Raw genomic sequence first — 23005 nt, forward strand, 5'->3', positions numbered from 1 at the left:
AGTACCTCGCTTCCGCGCTGCTCACAGCGCCCGGAGGCCGTTGATCACGTCGCGCAGAATACTCTCGTCCGGCAGTTCGGCCGGGGGCACGGGCCGGTTCACATGGACGAATTCCGCGTCCACGAGATCTCCGACAAGGACCCGTACCACCCCGATCGGCAGATCGAGTTCCGCTGCGAGTTCGGCGACCGACTGCGGGACGTCACGGCACAGTTCGACGATGTCCACGTGCTCCGGGGAGAGCATGTGGTCGGCCTCCGGGTCGTCCGCGTGCGGTTCCGTGACGACGACCGCGATCAGGTCCAGGCGGTGCTGGCCCTGGCTGCTGGTGCGGCCGCGCGTCATGGCGTACGGACGGACGACCGGTCCGGCCTCGTCGTCGAACCAGTGGCTTCTTCCCTGACCGTCAGCGCTCATGTCATCCCACTACCCGCCTGCGGGCAGATCGGTGCGCGGAGCGGCGCCCAGATGCACACCCACCCGCTTCACGAGGAGTGTCATCTCGTAGGCGACCTGGCCGACGTCCGAGTCGGCGTCCGAGAGGACGGCGAGGCAGCTGCCGTCGCCGGCGGCCGTCACGAACAGGAAGGCGTCGTCGAGCTCGACGACCGTCTGGCGGACGTTGCCGGCCTCGAAGTGGCGTCCCACGCCCTTGGCGAGGCTGTGGAACCCGGAGGCGACGGCGGCGAGGTGCTCGCTGTCCTCCCTGGTCAGGTCCTTGGAGAACCCTGTCGGCAACCCGTCGCCGGAGAGCACGAGGGCCTTGCGGATGCTCGCGACGCGGTCCACGAGATCATCGAGGAGCCAGTTCAGCTCCCCCTTGCTGTTCGCGGTGTGGCCGGTCGCCTTCGGTGCGGTCATCGACCGTCCCCCTCTGTCGTTCCTTGTCGTGCTGCGCCGCTGTGGGCGGCATCGCCCGCGGCGTTCTCCTCGCGGCCGCGCTGCCAGCCGCGCTGGAGCGAGGCCATGCGGCTGCGTACTTCCTCGGCGTCGCGTTCGGCGGGCTCGGCCCTGGCCTCCGTACGGGGCTCGGGGCCCCGTTTCAGCTGCGGGGCCAGGTTGGCCTGCCGGACGCGCCGGGGCAGCGGCGCGGTGCCGGAGCGAGGTGTCTGGGGTGCGGAGCGGGGGTCGTCTCCCCGTCCTGCCGCGCCGGTCTCCCGGGGCGCGGCTCCGGAGCCGGTCCTGGGACGCATGCGCGCGCCGGGCGTCTCCGCCGGGGTGCCGGAGAGGCGGTCGGGCGCGTCCGGGCCGCTCGAGGCGATCTCCGCGCGGCGTGTCCGCCGGGGAAGGGAGGACGGCTCCGACCGGTCACCGAAGCCGCTGCCGGACGAGGCAGGGGATTCGGTGGGTTCCTCGTTCCGGCCGGCCGCGCCGATGCCCCGGCGAGCGGAATCCGTCCCCCGGCGACGGGCCGGCAGGGGCGGCGGTGCGTCCGGCTGCGACTCGCTGCCGGACGGCGAGCCCTCTGTGCGACGGCGGACCGGAAGCGCGGTCTCCGGCCCGGTCCGTCCGGTGTCTCGACCGCTCGCGGACTCCTCGCCCCGGCGGCGGGACGGGAGCGAGGGTGTGGCCCCCGAGTCCGCTCGGCCGGTGCCCGCGGTCTCCTCCTCGGTCTGGCTCCGCCGGGGGCGCTGCTCGGTGACGGGACGCCCGTGCGAGCTGACCAGCTTGGGGGTGTGGCGGCGGGACAGCGGGACCGGGGCGCTCAGCTCGCCCTCCGTGTCCGTGCGGTCCCGTGCGCTGCGGGAGTCGGCGGTCTGCTGGCGCGGGTCGGTGCGGCGGCCGGCCGTCTCGTTCGGGGCGCGGGTGAGGGAGTGGCGGGGGCGGAAGAGGCCGCCGTGTTCGCTGTTCTCGTCCTCGATGGCGCCGGGGAAGTCGTCGATGGCGTCGAGATCGACGGGGGCCTCGAGCTCGACCGGTCCGTCCAGGAGAGAGGCCGGCAGGCCGGGCCGTGCGGGCGCCTGGGACAGCGCGGCGCGGCGGTTGTCCTTGGGCTCGCTCTCCTTGGCGAGCTGGGGTCGGTCGAGCCGGAAGCCCAAGCCGTTGGTGTCCGGGACGTCGTCCGTCAGCAGCGCGTCGGGGATGAAGACGACGGCGGTCGTGCCGCCGTACGGGGAGGGCTGCAGGGAGACCCGGACGTTCTGTCGCTGGGCGAGACGGCTGACCACGAACAGGCCGAGCCGGTCGGTGTCGGACAGTTCGAACTCCGGCGTCTCCGCGAGCCGGAGGTTGGCGTCCAGGAGCGCTTCGGCGGCCATGCCGAGGCCGCGGTCGTGGATCTCGAGCGTGAAGCCGTTGGCGACCCGCTCGCCCAGGACCTGGACGGCGGTGTGCGGCGGGGAGAAGACGGTGGCGTTCTCCAGGAGTTCGGCCACGAGGTGGGTGAGGTCGGCTACGGCCGGGCCGGTGACAGCGATACGCGGAAGCCGGCGGACCTCGATGCGCTCGTAGTCCTCGACCTCGGCGACGGCGGCGCGCACGACGTCCATGAGCTGGACGGGCTTGCGCCACTGGCGGGAGGGAGCGGCGCCGGAGAGGATCACCAGGCCCTCGGCGTGCCGGCGCATGCGGGTGGTCAGGTGGTCGAGGCGGAACAGGTCGGCGAGTTCCTCGGTGTCCTCGGTCCTGCGCTCCATGGCGTCGAGCAGGGTGAGCTGCTTGTGGAGCAGGACCTGGCTGCGGCGCGCGAGGTTCACGAAGACCTCGGAGACACCGGCGCGCAGTTCGGCCTGTTTGACGGCGGCTTCGACGGCGGCGCGCTGGAGGGTGTTGAGGGCCTGGCCGACCTCGCCCATCTCGTTCTTGTCGTACTCCAGGCGCGGGACCTCGGTCTCGACGTCGACCTGCTCGCCCGCGGACAGGCGGCGCATCACGCTGGGCAGCCGTACTCCGGACGCCTCGTGGGCCTCCAGTCGCAGCTTTCGCAGGTCGCGGATGAGGGTGCGGCCGACGCGTACGGACAGGAAGAGGGAGAGCAGCAGCGCGATCAGGCCGAGTGCGCCGGCGATGACCGCCTTGGCGATGACGCCGATGGCCACCGGGTGGACGCGGTCCTGGTAGCGGTCGTTGGCCTGGTCGTTGAGGGTGCCGAGTTCGCCGAGGACGTTGCCGGCGGCGCTGTCCCAGCTCTTCGCGGTGACGCCGCGGGGTGTTCCGGCTCCGGAGTCGAGGGCCGCTTCCTCGGCCACGCGCAGCGGTGCGGAGGAGGCGTTCTTCCAGAAGCTCTCGTAGCGGTCGCGCTCGGCGACGGGCAGCAGCTGCAGGTTGACGTCGTACATCAGGGTGCGCTGGGCCACGAGGTCGGAGATCTCGCGCTCTTCGGCGTGGGAGATCCTGCCGACGATCAGGGCGGAGCCGAGGAGCGCGTCCTCGCGGGAGAGGAGTTCACGGGCGCGGGCGAGGTTGACCAGCGCGCGGTACTGCTTGTCCAGCTCCACGTTGTCGACCACGTGCAGGTTGGCCAGCAGGGCGTAGCACGGGTCGACCAGACGGTTGTAGAGGTCGAGAGCCTGGGAGCGGTTGACGGTGCCGTCCTCGACACTGCGGCGGAGCGACTCGATGCCCTCGAAGGCGTCCAGGACCGCGGTGAGCCGCTCGTCGGTGTCCTGGCCCATCGCGTCGCGGACGTCCGGGTTCTCGGCGTTCTCGCGGATGCTGCCGATGGCCTCGTCGGTGGCGGTCCGGCTGCGCCGCAGCGCGGCGAGCCCGTCGGAGGCACGGGGGTCGGCGAGGTAGACGAGGGTCTGGCGGCGTTCCTCCTGGAGGACGCGGACGGTGTCCTCGACGGGGTAGCCGATCTTCTCCACCACGGACGACACGTTGAACAGGTCGCTCGCCTCGCGTCCCGTGAGCACGGTGGCGAAGGCCCAGATCGCGGTCAGGGACACCAGCGGCACGAGAAGCAGCGCCACGATCTTCCGGCGGATGGACTTCCCGCGAAAGCGCATGGCCTCCCCCAGCTCGGGCCCCCGGCCTACCGGGGGTACACATGTGCGTCAACAAACGGCGCGAGCCTACTACCGACGCACAGGGAACTCGAAGACCGGTCCGGAGGCTGAACTTCCGCGCCAGCCACGAGGTGTGGGGAGTTGTCCGGGCATTGCAGGAGTTGTCTCCCCGAAACCGATGGTGAGCGTACGGGCCAATCTCCGTGGTCGGCCAGGGCGGTTGGCTGAAATTTTTCGGTTTCCGGGAATCTTCGTGGCGGGTCGTTCGTCCTTCACTACGGGAAATGGGGGCGGAATCGGCCACAGGAGCCGCATCCCGAACCCGGGCGGCGTAAAACAGCGCAAGCCGGGCAGCCACTGGGGAGCACGGGTCTTCGGATGCGGGCGAGCGGTCTGCTGGCGGTGGGGAGTGACACGTTGATGGGCACGGCGGAGCGGCGCGGGGCGCCCAGGGCTGGCGGGGCGCAGGTGACAGGGCATCGGGATCCCGAGGCGACCGGTCACGACCTTTCGGCTGCCGAGGCAGAGACAAGGGCTCGCGAGGCGGACGTCCTGGCACCCGAGGTGGGCCGAGGCATACGCGAGCAGCAGCACTACCGGCCCTTGTGGGTCGAGGAGCCGGCGCGGCGACGCCGGTTGCCGGATCCGGTGCGCACGGCGGCTGTGCGGGCGGTCCTGCTCATCGCCGTGACGCTGATTCAGGCGATGGTGGCCTTCCTGTGCACGATGGCCGGGTCCTGGCTGGCGTTCCCCATGGTGATCAGCAGTGTGGTCAGCACGATCGTGACCACGTGGGGGGCGCTCGACGTGTGGGTGACGCGTCAGGTCTGGAATCAGCGCAACGGAGTGGTGTCCATGCCGAGCAGCACGGCACGGGCCCTGCGCCGCGAGCGGCGTCGGGCCCGGCGTCAGGCACGTTCGGCGGAACGCGCCCAGGAGCGGATACGCCGGCAGGGTGGGGCCGGGCAGTTGTCCCACTCGTAAGGGCAGTTCGGCGCTTGTACGGCAGGCGCGGTGCTCGTAGGGAAGTCGGCACTCGTACGGCAGGTGCGGTACTCATGCGGAAGGTGGTGTTCCTGAGGCAGGTGCGGCGGGCGCGGTCCTCGTATAGAAGGTGCGCCACTCGCGCAGAGATTGCGGCCGAAGGGCCTGGCGAAGCCCCGGGCCGCGACCGAGGCTCAGCGGACCCCGGAGCCGGTCCCCACTCACGGGGCGACGGACCGGACCCGCTCCTCCCCGGCGTCCCTGGCGAGTTCGCGTCTGGCCCGCATGAAGGGGCGCGGGCGGTCCACGGCGAGCACGGCGGTCGTGCGGCCGTCGCGCTCGTAGCGGGCGAGGAAGCCGCCCTCGGCCGGTGCGCCGTCGGAAAGCTCGCCCTCGGCGATGCGGACGGTGTCGCCGTCCCGGCGCCGGCCGGCGAACTGGATGCGTGCGCCGTACTGGTCGGACCAGAAGTAGGGCACCGCGTCGGCGGTCCTGACGGTGTGTCCGGCGAGCAGGTTCGTCACGGCGACGCGGGGCTGCTGGGTGGCTGACGTCCAGTGCTCGGCGCGGTGGCCGCCGACGCAGGCGACGTCACCGACGGCGACCACCTGAGGCAGGGTCGTCACACACCCGTCGTCGCACAGGACGCCGTCCCGCACGGCCAGGGCGGATCCGACCAGCCAGGTCGTGTTGGGGACGGCACCGATTCCGACGATCACGGTATCGGCGGGGAGGGTGCGGCCGTCGGTGAGGTCCACGCCGGTGACGGTGGCGGTGCCCCGCAGGCCGGTCACACCGGTGCCGGTGACGAGGTCCACACCGCCGCGGCGGTGCAGTGCGGCGCACACGGCCGCCATGTCGGCGCCGAGTTGGGGCACGAGCGGGAGCCGGGCGGCCTCGACGACGGTGACGGAGTGACCGAGGGAGGAGCAGGACGAGGCGGTCTCGGCGCCGATGAAGCCGCCGCCGATGACGACGACGCGGCGCGGGCCACGGCTGAGTTCCTCGCGCAGGGCGAGGGCGTCGTCGAGGGTGCGGAGCGTGTGGACTCCGGCGAGGCTGTCGCCGGGGAGACGGCGGGCCGAGGCACCCGTGGCGATGACGACGCCGTCGGTGGACACGGTACGGCCGTCGTCCAGCAGGACGCAGCGGCCGCGGGCGTCGAGGGCCCGGGCACGGACGCCGAGGAGCCACTCGGCGGCGAGTTCGGCGGTCTCCTCGGCGTCGGTGAGGGCGAGTTGTGTCTCGTCGGCGCGGCCGGTGAGGAAGTCCTTGGAGAGCGGAGGCCGGTCGTAGGGGTGGTGGGGTTCGTCGCCGACGATCACCAGTCGCCCGTCGTAGCCCTGGGCGCGCAGTTCCCGGGCGGCGTACACGCCGGAGAGCGAGGCGCCGACGATGGTCACGGTTCGCATGCGGCGTACCTCCTTCCGGCGCCTGGACCAGTGCCGGCCGCGCCGGTCCTCGTCTGCACTCCAGGGGCGTCCGGCGTGGCGCCAGGGCGGCGGCGCCCCCTTCCGGGGCCCGGACCACTGCCGGCCATGCCAGTCGCAGTCAGCACTCCAGGAGCGTCCAGCCTGACGCCAGGGCGGCGACGCCACCGCTCGCCGTCCGGAGTGACGGCAAGGCAGCGGTGCCCCGTCGCGCCGTCCGGCGACCCCGCTGAGCGGTTCTCGGCACGCCGCCCGCAGGCACCCCCGGCGCCAAGGCCGTTCGCGCCCCCAGCCGCCCCCCGGTCCTGTCCCGTCACGCCGCCGTCCCCTCCTCCGCCGCGAGGTGGACGTGGATGACGCCGCCGTCGACGGTGACGCGGTGGGTGCGGACGGGGCGGCGGGCCGGGAGGCACGTCGGCAGGCCCGTGCGCAGGTCGAAGGAGGCGGCGTGCAGCGGGCATTCGACCAGGCAGCCCTCCAGCCAGCCCTCCGAGAGGGAGGCGTCCTGGTGGGTGCAGGTGTCGTCGATGGCGTGGAGTTCGCCGTCGTCGGTGTGGAACACGGCGACGGGCGGTGTCGTCTCGAGGCGGATGGACTCGCCCTTGGGGAGGTCTTCGAGGCGGCAGACGGGAATCACGGGCCCCCCTCTCGGTCCGGGGCGCATGGCCCGGAGCCGTTCGGCCAGACTGTAGGCAGTTCAGGGAGTGCCGGACCGGGGCGGGTCCGGGCACGGAAAGGTGGTGGTGCGCATGGGTCCGGTCCCGCGATCGGGACGGGTCTCCCACCGGGAGTTCGGCCCCTTCCGAGATTCGGACGCTTCGGTAACATGATGTTTCACATGGCGCATGAGCAAGCGCTATGCGCAACAGAATCCGGGCGGGACGACCGTCGCGTCAAGGGTTTCCCGCAGATGCGGCCCAAACAGGGCCGACAGGTGGTGAGAGTTCAGCCATGACCGGCACGGAGAAGCGGTCCGACCGCGACGAGAACCGAACGGAGAGCACGGCGAAGCAGGGCGGCAGAGGCGCGGCGAGTGCGGTCCAGTCGGTGGACCGGGCCGTGAGCGTCCTGGAGATCCTCGCCCGGCACGGCGAGGCGGGCGTCACCGAGATCGCGGACGAGCTGGACGTGCACAAGTCCACGGCGTTCCGGCTGCTCGGCGTGCTGGAGAACCGCGGCCTGGTGGCCCAGGCGAAGGACCGCGGCAAGTACTACCTGGGCGCCGGCGTACTACGCCTCGCGGGGGCGGCGGCAGTGCGGCTGGACGTGTCCCAGGAGGGTGTCCCGGTGTGCCGGGAACTCGCCGACGAGCTGGGCGAGACAGTCAACATCGCGGTCCTGGACGACGACGCGGCGGTCAACATCATGCAGGCCAGAGGCACCGCCTCCGTCACCGCGCAGAACTGGCTCGGCCGCCGCACCCCGCTGCACGCCACGTCCAGCGGCAAGGTGCTGCTCGCCCATATGCCGCCCACCCTGCGGGAGGGCCTGCTGGCGCGCCCGCTGCACCGCTTCACGGAGCGCACGGTCACGGTCGCGTCCATGCTGCGCGGCGAGTTGGACACCGTGGTGCGGCAGGGGTACGCGATCACGGTCGAGGAGCTGGAGATCGGGCTGGCGGCAGCGGCGTCGCCCGTCCGCGCGCACGACGGCAAGGTCATCGCCTCTCTCAGCGTCTCGGGACCGGTGTACCGGCTGAGTCCGGAACGGCTGCCGGAGGTGGCGAAGCGCACCGAGGCGGCGGCGGCCGAGCTGTCCCGCCGTATGGGCTACGGCTTCTGACGTAGCGCGGGCAGAGCGCCGAGAGCGTAGGGCGCACAGCGCGGGACCAGGCGAAACGCCTGGTCCCGCGCTGTTGTGTGTCCGGCGGGTTTCGCCCGTCCCGTTCTGTTTTCCAAGGGTTGACGCGAACCATGACCCGCACCTCTTGACGACCCCTCGATGGCGTTCCCACTATGTTCCCCATCGCGCAACCCATCGTGCATTGCGCAACAGCAGAGGAGCTAGGTCGTGCCACATGAGGTCCGAGCCGTAGTCGCTGTCGAGAAGGGCGCACCCGTCGAGGTGCGGACGATCGTGGTTCCCGACCCCGGGCCGGGAGAGGTCCTCGTCACCGTGCAGGCCTGCGGGGTCTGCCACACGGATCTGCACTACCGGGAGGGCGCGATCAACGACGACTTCCCGTTCCTGCTGGGCCATGAGGCGGCCGGCACGATCGAGGCGGTCGGTGAGGGTGTCACCGACCTGAAACCCGGCGACTACGTGGTGCTCGCCTGGCGTGCCCCGTGCGGCAGCTGCCGTTCCTGTCGCCGTGGCCGCCCCTGGTACTGCTTCGACTCCCGCAACGCCGCCCAGCCGATGACCCTGCTGGACGGAACACCGCTCACCAACGCCCTCGGGATCGGCGCCTTCGCCGAGAAGACCCTCGTGGCGGCGGGGCAGGCGGTGAAGATCGACCCGGCCGCCCGGCCGGAGGCGGCGGGCCTCATCGGCTGTGGCGTGATGGCCGGCTACGGCGCCGCCGTCAACACCGGCAACGTCGGCCGGGGCGACTCGGTCGCCGTCATCGGCTGCGGCGGAGTCGGCAACGCGGCGATCGCGGGTGCCTGTCTCAACGGCGCCATGAAGGTCATCGCCGTGGACATCGACGACAGGAAGCTCGACCAGGCGGAGAAGTTCGGCGCGACGCACACCGTCAACTCGCGGGGCACGGACCCCGTCGAGGCGGTACGGGAGCTCACCGGCGGCTTCGGGGTCGACATCGCCATCGACGCCGTAGGCCGCCCCGAGACCTTCCGGCAGGCCTTCTACATGCGCGACCACGCGGGTCTGCTGGTCCAGGTCGGCGTGCCCTCACCCGAGATGAAGCTCGAACTGCCGCTGATCGACGTGTTCTCGCGGGGCGGAGCGATCAAGTCGTCCTGGTACGGCGACTGCCTGCCGAGCCGCGACTTCCCCTTCCTGATCGACCAGTACCTGTACGGGCTGCTGGACCTGAACGCGTTCGTCAGCGAGACGATCGCCCTGGACGAGGTGGAAGCGGCGTTCGCGAAGATGCACCGGGGTGAGGTGCTGCGCTCGGTGGTCGTCCTGTGAGCGCCGTGCGGGTCCGGCGCGTCGCCACCTCGGGCACGTTCAGCCTCGACGGCGAGACGTTCGACGTCGACAACAACGTCTGGCTCGTCGGTGACGACGAGGAGGTGCTGGTCGTCGACGCCGCGCACGACGCCCGTGCGATCCACGAGGCCGTCGCGGGCCGCCGGGTCACCGCGATCGTGTGCACGCACGCCCACGACGACCACATCGACGCGGCGCCCGACTTGTCGGCCCTGACCGGCGCGCCGGTCCTGCTGCACCCCGACGACCGCGAGCTGTGGTCCCGCACGCACCCCCACCGCAAGCCCGACGGTGACCTCGTCGACGGCCAGGTCCTCGCGGTCGCCGGGATCGAACTCCGGGTCATCCACACCCCCGGCCACACCTGGGGCAGTTGCTCCCTCCACGCCCCCTTCCTCGACGCCGTCCTCACCGGCGACACGCTGTTCCACGGCGGCCCGGGCGCCACCGGCCGCTCCTACTCGGACCGTCCGACGATCGAGGCGTCGCTGCGCAACCGGCTGCTGACCCTGCCCGGCGCCACCACCGTCCACACCGGGCACGGCCCGGACACCACGATCGCGGCGGAGCGCCGGAACGTGCCGGCGCCCTGAGCCCCACAAAGCTGCCTCCCGACAAGCACCCAGCCCCAGCGCGTTCATCCCGTCCCGGCAAGGAGGGGCATGTCCAGCACACCCGAAATCCCCCGCGTGGTCATCGTCGGCGCCGGCATCGTCGGCTGTTCCCTCGCCGACGAGCTGACGGCCCGCGGCTGGACCGACGTCACCGTCCTCGAACAGGGGCCCCTGCCCGCGCCCGGCGGCTCCACCTCGCACGCGCCCGGCCTCGTCTTCCAGACCAGCCCGTCGAAGACCCTCACCGCCCTCGCCCGCTACACGGTCGAGAAGTTCGGCTCCCTCGACGTCGACGGCGTCTCCTGCTTCCAGCGAGTCGGCGGCCTGGAGCTGGCCACCACCCCCGAGCGCCTCGCCGAACTGCACCGCAGGGCCGGCTACGCCGCCTCCTGGGGCGTGCGCGGCGAAGTCGTCAGCGCCGCACGCTGCAAGGAACTGTGGCCCCTCATCGACGAGTCGATCGTCCTCGGCGGCTTCCACACCCCGGACGACGGCCTCGCCCGCGCGCTGCTCGCCGCCCGGGCGCAGCTGGCCCGGGCCACCGCGCGGGGCGCCCGCTTCCTGGACCGGCACACGGTCACCGGCATCGAACGGGACGACGGCCGGGTCACCGCCGTCGTGACCGACCGGGGAACTTTCCCGGCCGACCACGTCGTCTCGGCGGCCGGTTTCTGGGGCCCGGTCATCGGCCGCATGGCCGGAGTCGACGTACCGCTGCAACCGCTCGCCCACCAGTACGCCAGGACCGGGCCGCTTCCCGAGCTGAGCGGTGCCACCGCGGAGGCTTCGAAGCCGATCCTCCGCTTCCAGGACCGCGACCTGTACTTCCGTGAGCACACCGACCGCATCGGCATCGGCTCCTACGCCCACCGTCCCCTGCCCGTCGACCCGTTCGCGGTCCTCCCGTACGACGAGGCCCGCTCCCGGAACATGGACATGCCGTCCTCCTACCCCTTCACCGAGGAGGACTGGGCCCCCAGCTGGGCGGACTGCCGACGCCTGATGCCCGCCCTGCGCGACTGCGAGATCGAGTCGGGCTTCAATGGCGTCTTCTCCTTCACCCCGGACGGCATGCCGGTCCTCGGCGAGTCGCGGACGCTGCGCGGGTTCTGGCTGGCCGAGGCCGTCTGGGTCACGCACTCCGCCGGTGTCGCCAAGGCCGTCGCCGAGTGGATGGTGGACGGGCGGCCCTCGCTCGACCTGCACGAATGCGACCTCACACGCTTCGAGGAGGCGCAGCGTTCGCCCTCGTACGTCCTTGAGCGCGGGGCGCGGCAGTTCATCGAGGTGTACGACGTCATCCATCCGCTCCAGCCGATGGAGCAGCCGCGTCCGCTCCGGGTCAGCCCCTTCCACGCCCGGCAGCAGCGGCTCGGGGCGTACTTCCTGGAGGGCGGCGGTTGGGAGCGCCCGCACTGGTACGAGGCGAACGCCCCTCTCGTGGACGCTCTCGGGCCCCTCCCCGAGCGGGACGCCTGGGCGGCCCGCCACTGGTCACCCGTCGCGGCGGCCGAGGCGAAGGCGACCCGCGAGAAGGTGGCCCTGTACGACATGACGCCCCTGCGCCGCCTGGAGGTGACCGGCCCCGGCGCCCTCGGCTTCCTCGACCGCATGACCAGCAACAACCTCCGCAAGAAGCCGGGAGCGGTCACCTACACGCTGCTTCTCGACGAGTCGGGCGGCATCCGTTCGGACCTGACCGTGGCCCGCCTCGCCCCCGACCGCTTCCAGGTCGGTGCCAACTCCCCCGCCGACCTCGACCGGCTGCTGCGCCACGCGCCCGCCGACGTCCACATCCGGGACATCACCTCCGGCACCTGCTGCGTCGGTGTCTGGGGCCCGCTCGCGCGCGATCTCGTCCAGCCGCTCAGCCCCGACGACTTCTCGCACGAGGCCTTCGGCTACTTCCGCGCGAAAGAGACGTACATCGGGCACGTTCCGGTGACCGCCCTGCGGCTGAGCTACGTCGGTGAGCTGGGCTGGGAGCTGTACACCACCGCCGACCTGGGGCTCCGGCTCTGGGACACGCTGTGGGAGGCCGGCCGGGGGCTCGGGGTGATCGCGGCCGGCCGCTCGGCGTTCAACTCCCTGCGCCTGGAGAAGGGCTACCGCGCCTGGGGCGTCGACATGACCGACGAACACGACCCGTTCGAGGCGGGCGTCGGCTTCGCCGTGCGGATGGACAAGGAGGACTTCGTCGGGCGGGCCGCCCTGCGGGACCGCCCGGAGCCCACGCGCCGCCTCACGCCCCTGCTCCTCGACGACCCCGCCGCCGTCGTCCTCGGCAAGGAGCCGGTGTACGTCGACGGCGCCCCCGCCGGCTACGTCACCAGCGCGTCGTACGGCTACACGCTCGGCCGCTGCGTCGCCTACGCCTGGCTGCCCGCCGGGCTCGCCACCGGCACGGGCGTGCACATCGAGTACTTCGGCGAGAAGGTCCCGGCCACCGTCGCCGACGAGCCGCTGTTCGACCCGAAGATGACCCGTATTCGCCGGTAGGAGGCGTTTCCCTCGTGACGACGACCCCGATCACTCCGAGCCTGATCGCCACCCTCCCCGGCCACTACTACACCGACCCGGACGTCTTCCGGCAGGAGCAGGAGCGCGTCTTCGAGTCGCTGTGGTTCTGCGCGGTCCGCAGCTCCGACCTGGACCGGCCGGGTGCCTTCCGCACCGTCCAGGTCGGCCGCGAGAACGTCATCATCACCCGCAACCGCCAGGGCGGACTCCGCGCTTTCCTCAACGTCTGCCGCCACCGCGGGGCCCGGCTCTGCCTGGAGGAGTCGGGCGAGACACGCCGCACGCTCCAGTGTCCGTACCACGCCTGGACGTACGACCTCGACGGCAAGTTGATCGCCGCACCCAACTTGATCAAGATGCCCGACGTCGATCGGGTCGCGTACGGGTTGATCAATGTCTCTCTGCGCGAGTGGCTCGGCTACGCCTGGGTGTGCCTGGCGGACGAACCGCCCTCCTTCGAGGACACGGTCGTGCACGCCGCCGTCGAGCGCCTCAGTGACGTCGCCGCGATCGAGCACTACGGCACGGAGAACCTCGCGCTCGGCAAACGCATCACCTATGACGTGAAGGCGAACTGGAAGCTGATCGTCGAGAACTTCATGGAGTGCTACCACTGCGCGACGATCCACCCCGAACTGACCGAGGTGCTCCCGGAGTTCGCCGACGGCTACGCGGCCCAGTACTACGTGGGCCACGGCGCCGAGTTCGGCGCCGACGTCAAGGGCTTCACGGTCGACGGCAGCGAGGGCTTCGGCAAGCTCCCCGAGGTGAGCGCCGACCAGGACCGCCGCTACTACGCCATCACGGTCAAGCCGACGGTGTTCGTCAACCTCGTCCCGGACCACGTCATCCTGCACCGCATGTTCCCGCTCGCCGAGGACCGCACGGTCGTCGAGTGCGACTGGCTGTACGCCCCGGAGGTAGTGGCGTCGGGGGCGGACGTGTCGCGGTCGGTGGAGCTCTTTCACAGGGTGAACGTCCAGGATTTCGAGGCCTGTGAACGGACGCAGCCGGCGATGTCCTCCCGGGCGTACCGCAAGGGCGGTGTGCTGGTCCCCAACGAGCACCACATCGGGATCTTCCACGAATGGCTCGTCGGGCGGCTGGGAGGCGCGCATGCCGGACCTGTTCATTGACGGCGAGTGGCGGGGGGCGGTCGGCCGGCGCACCCGGGAGATCCGCTGCCCGGCCGACGGATCCCTGGTCGGGGTCGTGGACGAGGCGGGCGGCAAGGACACGGCGGACGCCATCGCCGCGGCCCGCCGGGCCTTCGACGCGGGGCCCTGGCCCCGGACCCCGGCCTTTGAACGCGGCGATCTGCTGCTGCGCGTCGCGGACCTGCTCCAACGCGACAAGGAGGCCCTCGCCCGCGCCGAGTCCCTGGACACGGGCAAGCGGCTCCTGGAGAGCGCGTACGACATCGACGACGTCGCGAACTGCTTCCGCTACTTCGGGCGGCTCGTGGCGAGCGAGACCGGCCGGGTCGTGGACACCGGCAGGCAGGACGTCGACAGCAGGGTGGTGCACGAGCCGGTCGGCGTGTGCGGTCTCATCACGCCCTGGAACTACCCGCTCCTGCAGACGGCCTGGAAGGTCGCCCCGGCCCTCGCCGCCGGCAACACCTTCGTGCTGAAACCGAGCGAGCTGACCCCGCACACCGCGATCCACCTCGTGCGGTTGCTGGCGGAGGCGGGGCTTCCGCCGGGCGCCGGCAACCTGGTCCTCGGCGCCGGTCCGGAGGCGGGCGCTCCGCTCGCCGACCATCCGGACGTGGACCTCGTCTCGTTCACCGGCGGCCTGGAGACCGGCCGCCGGCTGATGGCGGCCGCCGCCGGGACGGTGAAGAAGGTGGCCCTCGAACTCGGCGGCAAGAACCCGAACATCGTCTTCGCGGACGCCGGTTTCGAGGCGGCCGTCGACATGGCGCTGACGGCCGTGTTCCTGCACTCCGGGCAGGTGTGCTCGGCAGGTGCGCGGCTGCTCGTCGAGGACGCGCTGCACGACCGGTTCGTCGACGAGGTCGTCCGGCGGGCGCGGGGAATCCGGCTGGGCGGGCCGTTCGACGAGCGGGCCCGGACCGGGCCGCTCATCTCGGAGGCGCACCGCGCCAAGGTCGAGGCCTACGTGGCGCAGGGCCTCGCGGAAGGCGCGGTGCTGCGCTGCGGCGGGGCGCGCCCGGACCGGCCGGACCTGGCCGACGGTTTCTACTACCTGCCCACCGTCCTGGACGCGTGCACCGCGGACATGTCGGTGGTCCGGGAGGAGTCGTTCGGTCCGGTCCTCACCGTCGAGCGGTTCACGAGCGAGGACGAGGCCGTACGCCTCGCCAACGACACGGTCTACGGCCTCGCCGGCGCCGTGTGGACGAGCGACGAGGCGCGCGCGGCGCGGGTGGCGGCCGGGCTGCGGCTCGGCACGGTCTGGATCAACGACTACCACCCCTACGTCCCGCAGGCGGAGTGGGGCGGTTTCAAGCAGTCCGGCTCCGGGCGCGAACTGGGACCCACGGGGCTCGCCGAGTACCGCGAGACGAAGCACATCTGGCGCAACACCCGTCCCACCCCCCAGGGTTGGTTCGGCTGACCGAAACCGACCTGTCGGAACACGCATCGAGGAACCGCCCATGACAGCTCCCGCGCAGTCCACGGACCCACACGGCCAGGACGACGCCGAACTCACCGAGTTCGGCTACAGACCCGAACTGAAACGGACCCTCGGCAACTTCCACACCTTCGCCGCCGGGATCAGCTACATCTCGATCCTGACCGGCACCTTCCAGCTGTTCTACTTCGGCTACGCCAGCGGCGGCCCCGCCTACTGGTGGTCGTGGCCGATGGTCTTCGTGGGCCAGTTCATGGTCGCCCTCTGCTTCGCGGAGCTGGCCGCCCGCTATCCCGTGGCCGGATCCGTCTACAACTGGTCGAAGAAGATAGGCAATCCGCATCTGGGCTGGCTCGCCGGCTGGATGATGTTGATCGCCTCGATCGTGTCCATATCGGCCGTGGCGCTGGCCTACCAGTTGACGCTGCCGCAGATCTCGTCGTTCTTCCAGTTCGTGGGGGACGGCACCGGTACGTACGACGTGGCGACCAACGCGGTCATCCTGGCCGCGGTGTTGATCCTGTTCACCACCCTGGTGAACGCCTTCGGCGTCAAGTTGATGGCGCGGATCAACACGGCGGGCGTGTTCATCGAGTTGATCGCCACTGTCGTACTGATCGTCCTGTTCGCCGTCCACATCACGCGGGGCCCCCAGGTCGTCATGGAGACGCACGGCACCGGCGCGGGGTACGGAAACGGCTACCTGGGCGCCTTCCTGGTGGCCTCGCTGGCCTCGGCGTACGTCATGTACGGCTTCGACACCGCCGCCTCGCTGGGCGAGGAGTCCCTGGACCCGACCCGGAACGCGCCGCGCGCGATCATCCGGGCGATCGTCGCGTCGTTCATCCTCGGCGGGTTGATCCTGTTGCTCGCGTTGATGAGCGTGTCCAGTCTGAACGGCGAGAAGCTGTCCACGGACGGTCTGCAGTACATCGTGCTCGACGTGCTCGGCCCGACGGCCGGCAAGGCGATGCTGTGGTGCGTGCTGATCGCGGTGACGGTGTGCGCCCTGGCGGTGCACACCGCGGCGGTCCGGCTGGCGTTCGCGATGGCCCGCGACAACAACCTGCCAGCGTCCTCGAAGCTGGCCAAGTGCCACCCGCGGTTCCAGACACCGGTCCTGCCCACCGTGATCATCGGGATCCTCGCGCTGGCGATCCTGGTGGTCAACATCCGCCAGCCGCAGATCTTCACCGTCGTGACCAGCATCGGCATCATCATGATCTACCTCGCCTATCTGGGCGTCACGGTGCCGCTGCTGGCCGCCCGGCTGCGGGGGAAGTGGCAGCCCGCGGACGGGGGCCGGTTCTCGCTGGGCCGCTGGGGCCTGCCGGTCAACATCCTGGCCGTGCTGTGGGGCGGGGCCATGACGCTCAACCTGATCTGGCCGCGGGCCGCCGTCTACAACGCCACGGAGCCCTACCACTGGTACCTGCGCTGGGGCGCGGTGCTGTTCGTCGCGGTCATCGCGGGCGGCGGCTTCGCCTACTACTGGTTCGTCCAGCGGCACCGCACCGGCGTGCTCGCCGAGCACCGCGCCGATGCCGCGGCCACCCCTCCCGTCACCGCCCCGGCGGCCGACTGAGGACCGAAGGAGGACCCATGAGCACGCATGAGTTCGACTACGTCGTGGTCGGCGGCGGCACCGCGGGCAACGTGGTGGCGGCCCGGCTCTCCGAGGACCCCGCGGTCACGGTGTGCGTCCTGGAGGCCGGCCCGAGCGACGTCGGCGACGACGACGTCCTGCGGCTGGAGCGCTGGATGGGCCTGCTGGAGTCCGGCTACGACTGGGACTACCCGGTCGAGCCCCAGGCCAGCGGCAACAGCTTCATGCGGCACGCCCGGGCGAAGGTGCTCGGCGGCTGTTCCTCCCACAACTCCTGCATCGCCTTCTGGGCGCCGGCCGAGGATCTCGACGACTGGGCGGCCGCGGGCTGCGCGGGCTGGAGCGCGGCCGACCTGTTCCCGCTGTACCGGCGGCTGGAGAACAACGACGCGCCCGGCGACCACCACGGCCGCACCGGCCCGGTCAAGCTGCGCACGCTGAAGAGCGACGACCCGTGCGGCACGGCCCTGCTGGAGGCGTGCGCGCAGGCGGGCATCCCCACGGTCGCCTTCAACACGGGCCGGACGGTGGTCCGGGGCGCCAACTGGTTCCAGATCAACGCCGACGAGAACAACATCCGCCAGTCGTCCTCGGTCGCCTATCTGCACCCGGTTCTCGGCAAGCGGCCCAACCTGGAGGTACGGACGGGAGTCCGCGCCAAGCGGCTGGTCCTCGACGGGCGGCGCTGCGTGGGTGCCGAGTACCTCGACCCGGATCTGATCCACACCCGGACGGTACGGGCCCGCCGCGAGGTGATCGTGTCCTGCGGGGCGATCGACTCGCCGAAGCTGCTGATGCTGTCGGGCATCGGGCCGGCCGGGCACCTGCGCGAGGTGGGCGTGGAGGTCGTCGTCGACTCCCCCGGGGTCGGCGAGAACCTCCAGGACCATCCCGAGGGCGTGATCATGTGGGAGGCCCGGCAGCCCATGACCACCACGTCCAGCCAGTGGTGGGAGGCGGGCGTCTTCTACGACACCGAGCCGGGGCTCGACCGGCCGGACCTGATGTTCCACTACGGGTCGGTGCCGTTCGACATGAACACGGCCCGGCACGGCTACCCCACCTCGGAGAACGCGTTCTGCCTCACCCCCAACGTGACGCGGGCCAGGTCGCGGGGGACGGTGCGGTTGCGGACCCGGGACTACCGGGACAAACCGAGGGTCGACCCGCGGTACTTCACGCACGAGCACGATGTGCGGGTGATGACGTACGGGCTGAGGCTGGCACGCCGGATCGCGGAACAGCCCGCGCTGAGCGGCTGGGCGGGAGCGGAGCTGGCGCCCGGGCCGGACGTGCGGACGGACGACGAGTTGCTCGACTACATCCACAAGACGCACAACACGGTGTACCACCCGTCCTGCACGGTGAAGATGGGCGCGGACGACGATCCGTCCGCTCCCCTGGACGCCCGGTTGCGGGTCAAGGGCGTCCAGGGGTTGCGGGTGGCGGACGGTTCGGTCATGCCGGATCTCGTCACCGTCAACCCCTGCATCACCACGATGATGATCGGCGAGAAGTGCGCGGATCTCCTGCGGGAGGACGCCTGACCTAAGAGGTCGCGGGCGCCGGGCGCTTGTACATCCTGGTCGCCGTGATCTCGCTGTGGACCGCCTCCCCCGCCTGGGGCTGCTGCGGCAGGCCCGGGCGGAGGTGTTCCTCGACGCTGATGTACTTCAGGCCCGCCCTCAGGTCGGCGTCGTTGCGCATGCGGATGACCAGGGGGAACTCGGCCAGCGCGGTGGTGTCGAACAGGCCCGTGGTGTACAGGAGCTGCACGCCCAGGGCGTCCGACACCGCCCGCTGGAGTTCCAGCAGGTAGGTGGCGTTGGCGCGGCCGATGGGGTTGTCGAGGAACAGCGTGCCCGCGTGCCGGTGCTTGTCGCGGCCCCGGTCGTTCGAGCGCAGGGCGGCCATCGTGCAGTACAGGGCGATGGCGGCGGTGAGGAGCTGGCCGCCGGAGAAGACGTCGCCCATCTGCCCGACGGGCACGCGCTCGGCGCGCAGCACCGCGTCCGGCTTGAGGATCTCGACGGCGACACCCTTGGGCTGCAACGCCGCCGCGACGCCCCGGAGCAGCAGGGACATGCCGTCCCGCCGCAGGTCGGAGTTCTTCCTGACGGCGGCGCGGGTCGCCTCGTCGATGACCTCGCCGAGCCGCTCGGTGAGCGTGGCCTGGTCGGGCTCCTCGAAGCGGATGCGCAGGAACTCCTGCCCGGACCACTCGCCGAGGCCTTCGGGCAGCCGGGAGAGCCGCTGCGCGGAGCGCAGGGTGGCCAGGGCGGACTCGACCAGGCCGCGCAGCCGGTCCACGATCGAGTCGCGGTTGCGCTCCAGCTGCTCCAACTCGTCGGTGAGGACCCTCAGGCGGGGTGCGAAGGCGTCCGCCCACTTCTGGGCGTGCTCGGGCAGCGCGGAGGCGGGCAGTTCGCGGATCTGCTGGCGGGCCGGGGTGCGGACCTGCTCGTAGCGGGTGGAGTTGGCGTGCCGGACGAGGATGTCGCTCGCCTCGCGGACGGCGGCCTCGGCGGCGGACAGGTCGGCGGCGCAGCCGCGCAGCGAGCGGCGGGCCTCGGCGGCCGCCTGCCTGGCCTCCTCCGGGCTGCCGGGGTACGGCTCGGACTCCTCCTGCTCCTCGTCCGTGGTGTGCTCGCGCAGCAGGTCGCGGAGCATGGCGGCGATCTCGTCGAAGCCGCTCGCCGCGTCCTCGGCGGCGCGGTGGGCGTCGAGGAGTTCGGCGTGCGCCTCCCGGGCCTGGTCGAGCGCCTCGGTGTGGGAGGCGAGTTCGGCGGTGGCGGTGCGCAGCAGGGTCTGCGCGTGCTCGGCGTCGCGCGGCTGGAGGTCCTCGGGGAGGTCGGTGTGGGCCTCGCCGTCCTCGGGGGCGTGCCGTTCGGCCTCGCCGCGCAGCCGGCCGAGTTGCTCGCTCGCGGTCGACATGCGGGTCTCCAGGAGCTGCACCAGTTCCTCGGCGCGGGCGGCGGCGGCCTGGCGGCTCGGCCCGTCGGAGCCGTCGGGGGATTCGAGGAGCTGCTCCGCGCGGGTGCGGACCTTGTTGCTCAGCCGGTCCAGCTCGGCGCGGGCCGCGCTCTCGTCACTCTCCGCGCGGGCCTGCTCGGCGCGCAGGTCGGCGCCCACGCCGACCTTCTCGTACACCTGGGAGGCGGCGCGGTAGGCCTCGCGCAGCGCGGGCAGGGAGGCCTTCGGGGTCTGGGTGTCGTCCTCGGGCACGTCGTCGGGGGCGCCGGCGATCTCGGAGCGCTCGGCGCGCAGCGCGCGGGCGGTGCGGCGGGCGTCGTCGGCGGCGCGCTGGGCGGCACGGCGGTCCTCGTCGGCGGCCCGGGCCCGCTCCAGGCAGGCCTGGGCGCTCGCCTCGGCCTCGGCGGCCTCGTCGGCCAGTTCGCGCAGCTTGACCTGCCAGCCGGCCCGCTCGCGCAGCCGGAAGGCGAGCCCGGCGAGGGCGTCGGCGGAGCGGCGGGCCTTCTGGGCGGCCTCCTGCCGTTCGTCGCGGACGCGTGCGGCTTCGGCGGCGGCCTCGTCGGCCTCGGCCCGGACGGTGCGCGCCTCGGCCAGCTCGGCCTCGGACTTCTCGGCGAACGCGCGGGTGTCGTGGGCCGCCTGGGCCAGTTCGGCCAGCCGGCCGGCCGGGCATCCGGTGCGCCAGGAGGCGAGCCGGGCGGCCAGCTCGCGGTCCTTGCCGAGCCGGGCGGCGAGCGTGCGGATCTCCTCGTCCCGCTCGGTCGCCCGGGCGCGCAGCGCCTGCCGTTCCTCGTCGGCGGCGTGCTCGTCGTGCATGGCCGGGTTCGGCGGCACGAGGAAGACGTCGCCGCTGTCGGTGTCCGGGGCGGGGGTCGGGGCGAGCAGGGCGGCGGCGGTGCCGACCGCCACGGCGGAACGCGGCAGCAGCGCCGCGTCGTCCAGCGCCTCGCGGGCGCGGGCGTGCGAGTCGGGGTCGGTGATGATGACGCCGTCGACGAGTTCGGGCCGGGCGGCCAGCACGCGCGCGTGGTCGGCCGGGTCGACGGCCTGGGCGAGGTAGCGCCAGCCGGGCAGCGCGGGGATGCCGTGTTCGCCGAGGAACTCGACCGTGGCCAGCACGTCCGGGCCGGGCGGCAGCAGCCCGCCGTCACCGAGGGCGCCGAGGATGCGGGAGTCGTCGGCGGCGGCCGTACGCAGCTCGAAGAGCTGTCGTTCGGCGGAGGAGACGGCGTCGTCGAGCAGCTCGCGCAGGTCGTCGGCGAAGCGGTCGAGTTCCTCGGCGGTGAGGCCCTGCCCGCCGGGGCCGGACGGGGCGGGCTGCTCGTCGTCCGTGCCGTGGCGGGGCTGCGGGATGCCCGGGCGGGTCTCGGGGGTCAGGCTGAGCAGTTCGGCCAGGCGCTCTTCCGCCGCGAGGGCCTCGGCGGTGCGGCGCTCGGCCTCGTAGGCCCGCTCCGCCGCCGTGGCCGCGTCCGCCGCGCGGGCCGCGGTCAGTTCCGCGCGGGTCTCGGTGGCGGCGGCCTCGCGGGCGTGCTCCGTGGCCCGGCGGGACGCCTCGCGGGCGGAGTCCCAGGCCGCGACGGCGGTCTTCTCCGCGTCGCTGGCGGCGAGGGCGGCACGGGCCGGGTCGGCGTCCGGCGCGCTGTCGTCGAGCCAGCCGGCCCGGACCGCCTCGGCCGTCTCCTGCTCGACCTCGGCGAGGCGCTGCTTGAGGTGCCCGACCTCGCTGCGGGCCCGCTGCGCCTGCGTGGCGGCGGCGGTGGAGTCCCGGTAGGCCGCGTCGCTGACCTCCTGGAGGGCGGCGGACCGCTCCTCCTCCTCGTTGGCGTGGTGCTCGGCCTTCTCCGCGGCCGCGTGCAGGGCCCGTACGAGGTCGACGGCTGCCTGGGAGCGGGCGGCCAGCGCGGGGGCGGCGTCCCGCTCGGCCTCCTGGATCGCGGCGGACACGCGGGCGACGCGGTCGGCGGCGGCGCGGTGGCGCAGGACGGCCTCGGCGGCCTGCCACGCGGAGTACAGCGTGCGGGCGTCGGCGAGTTCGCGTTTCTGCGCGGCGGCGGACTTCTCGGCGGCCGCGAGGGCCAGGGAGGCGTGCCGGTAGGCGAGTTCGGCGGAGACCAGCGCGCTGCGCTCGCGGGCCGCCTCGGCGTGGGTGACGGCGTAGGCGGCGGCGGTGACCCGCTGGGCGAGGTCGGCGGCCCGCACCCGCTCCTGGACCCCGCGCGCGGACAGCCTGCGGGCGAGCGTCCGCGTACGGCGCTCGGCTCCGGCGTGGATGTCACGCGCGCGTGCGCGGGCCTCGGCGGCCTCGACGATCCGCCCGAGCAGGTCGACGGACCCGGCGGTGAAGTCGCGCTCGGCGATCAGCTCGGCCCTGCGGCCCAGCTTGTTGCCGAACCCGCTGACCAGGTCGGCGAGCCCGTCGGTGTCGCGGGTGTCGGTGACGGCGCGCAGCAGCAGGTCGGTGAAGTCGGCGTCCTTCTTGACGGCGAAGAGACCGGCGGCCTCGCCTTCGTCGGCGTTCATCTCCCGCTGGTAGCGGAAGAGTTCCGGGTCGAGGCCGAGGTCGCCGAGGTGCTCGATCCAGCGGTCGTGGATCTCCTCCCAGTGCACCTCCAGGTGCGGGTAGTTCTTGCCCGCCTCCATGAGGGCGTCCCGGAAGCCCTTCATGGTGCGGCGCCGCCCGCGCGCCCCCGACTGGCCCTCGACGGGAGGACGTACGGCGGTGGACTCGGCGACGGGCAGGTTGTCGAGGCTGAGACCGGGCCCGGGCCGGAAGGAGTACCAGGCCTCGGCGAACTTCCGCGGGTCGTTGGAGACCTGCCGGCCACGCCACTCGCTGACCTTGCCGACGACGACGCACTCGCCGGTCAGCACGTGCTGCCACTCCAGCGCGACGTGCCCGCAGTCGTCGGCGAGGAGGAACTTGCGCAGGACGCCGGAGCTGGCTCCGCCGAGCGTGTTGCGGTGTCCCGGCAGCATCACGGAGAAGATCAGCTTGAGCAGCACCGACTTGCCGCCGCCGTTCTCCAGGAACAGCACCCCGGCGGGCGCGGGCCGGCGCGGCGGGCCGACGGGCTCCTCCTCGAAGAACTCCGCCTGCGTGGGCGCGGGGTCGGGCACGGGCTCGCCCACGCCCCGCAGGTCGAGCACGGTGTCGGCGTAGCGCGCACCGGCCGGCCCGATGGAGTAGAGGCGGACCCGGGACAGCTCGTACAT

At 72.4% G+C, this 23005-nt stretch carries 15 protein-coding genes; 9 read left to right on the plus strand and 6 right to left on the minus strand.

Features of this window, described 5'->3' with window-relative positions; translation table 11 throughout:
• Positions 1–21 precede the first annotated feature (21 nt).
• From C1703_RS05620 to C1703_RS05630, 3 genes are read right to left on the minus strand one after another with little or no spacing between them, the layout of a single operon-like run.
• Positions 22–417 carry a DUF742 domain-containing protein gene (locus C1703_RS05620; RefSeq protein WP_010046285.1) on the minus strand — a complete coding sequence of 132 codons (396 nt, stop codon included), beginning with the start codon at positions 415–417 and terminating at the stop codon, positions 22–24.
• Between the two features lie 9 nt (positions 418–426).
• On the minus strand, positions 427–861 hold the full coding sequence (locus C1703_RS05625) for a roadblock/LC7 domain-containing protein (RefSeq protein ID WP_114250845.1): 435 nt from the start codon (positions 859–861) through the stop codon (positions 427–429).
• Positions 858–3947 (minus strand): nitrate- and nitrite sensing domain-containing protein, encoded by a 3090-nt coding sequence (locus C1703_RS05630; protein ID WP_114250846.1) that lies wholly within the window; start codon positions 3945–3947, stop codon positions 858–860. The genes C1703_RS05625 and C1703_RS05630 overlap by 4 nt, the downstream gene beginning before the upstream one ends.
• A gap of 420 nt (positions 3948–4367) precedes the next feature.
• Between C1703_RS05630 and C1703_RS05635 the strand changes: the two genes are divergently transcribed.
• Positions 4368–4931 (plus strand): hypothetical protein, encoded by a 564-nt coding sequence (locus C1703_RS05635; protein ID WP_343236393.1) that lies wholly within the window; start codon positions 4368–4370, stop codon positions 4929–4931.
• Positions 4932–5152: 221 nt separating this feature from the next.
• Here C1703_RS05635 and C1703_RS05640 read toward each other — a convergent pair whose 3' ends face one another.
• Both C1703_RS05640 and C1703_RS05645 read right to left on the minus strand, forming a co-directional pair.
• The gene (locus C1703_RS05640) at positions 5153–6343 is read right to left on the minus strand and encodes an FAD-dependent oxidoreductase (RefSeq protein ID WP_198678097.1); all 1191 of its coding nucleotides are present in this window, start codon (positions 6341–6343) and stop codon (positions 5153–5155) included.
• 331 nt (positions 6344–6674) lie between these two features.
• Entirely contained in the window at positions 6675–6998 is a 324-nt protein-coding gene (locus C1703_RS05645; protein WP_114250848.1) for a bifunctional 3-phenylpropionate/cinnamic acid dioxygenase ferredoxin subunit, read from the minus strand.
• Positions 6999–7312: 314 nt separating this feature from the next.
• Between C1703_RS05645 and C1703_RS05650 the strand changes: the two genes are divergently transcribed.
• The 8 genes from C1703_RS05650 to C1703_RS05685 all read left to right on the plus strand — a co-directional run bounded on the left by C1703_RS05650 (position 7313) and on the right by C1703_RS05685 (position 18366).
• Positions 7313–8143: an IclR family transcriptional regulator gene (locus C1703_RS05650; protein WP_114250849.1), complete on the plus strand. Its 831-nt coding sequence runs from the start codon at positions 7313–7315 to the stop codon at positions 8141–8143.
• A gap of 228 nt (positions 8144–8371) precedes the next feature.
• On the plus strand, positions 8372–9457 hold the full coding sequence (locus tag C1703_RS05655; protein ID WP_114250850.1) for an S-(hydroxymethyl)mycothiol dehydrogenase: 1086 nt from the start codon (positions 8372–8374) through the stop codon (positions 9455–9457).
• The gene (locus C1703_RS05660; protein WP_114250851.1) at positions 9454–10071 is read left to right on the plus strand and encodes an MBL fold metallo-hydrolase; all 618 of its coding nucleotides are present in this window, start codon (positions 9454–9456) and stop codon (positions 10069–10071) included. The genes C1703_RS05655 and C1703_RS05660 overlap by 4 nt, the downstream gene beginning before the upstream one ends.
• A gap of 69 nt (positions 10072–10140) precedes the next feature.
• Positions 10141–12591 (plus strand): FAD-dependent oxidoreductase, encoded by a 2451-nt coding sequence (locus tag C1703_RS05665; protein WP_114250852.1) that lies wholly within the window; start codon positions 10141–10143, stop codon positions 12589–12591.
• A 14-nt stretch (positions 12592–12605) separates the two neighbouring features.
• Entirely contained in the window at positions 12606–13748 is a 1143-nt protein-coding gene (locus tag C1703_RS05670; RefSeq protein ID WP_114250853.1) for an aromatic ring-hydroxylating dioxygenase subunit alpha, read from the plus strand.
• Entirely contained in the window at positions 13729–15195 is a 1467-nt protein-coding gene (locus C1703_RS05675; RefSeq protein WP_114250854.1) for an aldehyde dehydrogenase family protein, read from the plus strand. Before C1703_RS05670 ends, C1703_RS05675 begins: the two co-directional genes overlap by 20 nt.
• A gap of 40 nt (positions 15196–15235) precedes the next feature.
• On the plus strand, positions 15236–16798 hold the full coding sequence (locus C1703_RS05680; RefSeq protein WP_114250855.1) for an amino acid permease: 1563 nt from the start codon (positions 15236–15238) through the stop codon (positions 16796–16798).
• A gap of 17 nt (positions 16799–16815) precedes the next feature.
• Positions 16816–18366 (plus strand): GMC family oxidoreductase N-terminal domain-containing protein, encoded by a 1551-nt coding sequence (locus C1703_RS05685; protein WP_114250856.1) that lies wholly within the window; start codon positions 16816–16818, stop codon positions 18364–18366.
• A 1-nt stretch (position 18367) separates the two neighbouring features.
• Here the strand turns inward: C1703_RS05685 and C1703_RS05690 are convergent, their stop codons facing one another.
• Positions 18368–23005, minus strand: a complete 4638-nt coding sequence (locus tag C1703_RS05690; protein WP_114250857.1) for a hypothetical protein — start codon at positions 23003–23005, stop codon at positions 18368–18370.

Source organism: Streptomyces sp. Go-475 (assembly GCF_003330845.1).
Classification (GTDB): Bacteria; Actinomycetota; Actinomycetes; order Streptomycetales; family Streptomycetaceae; genus Streptomyces.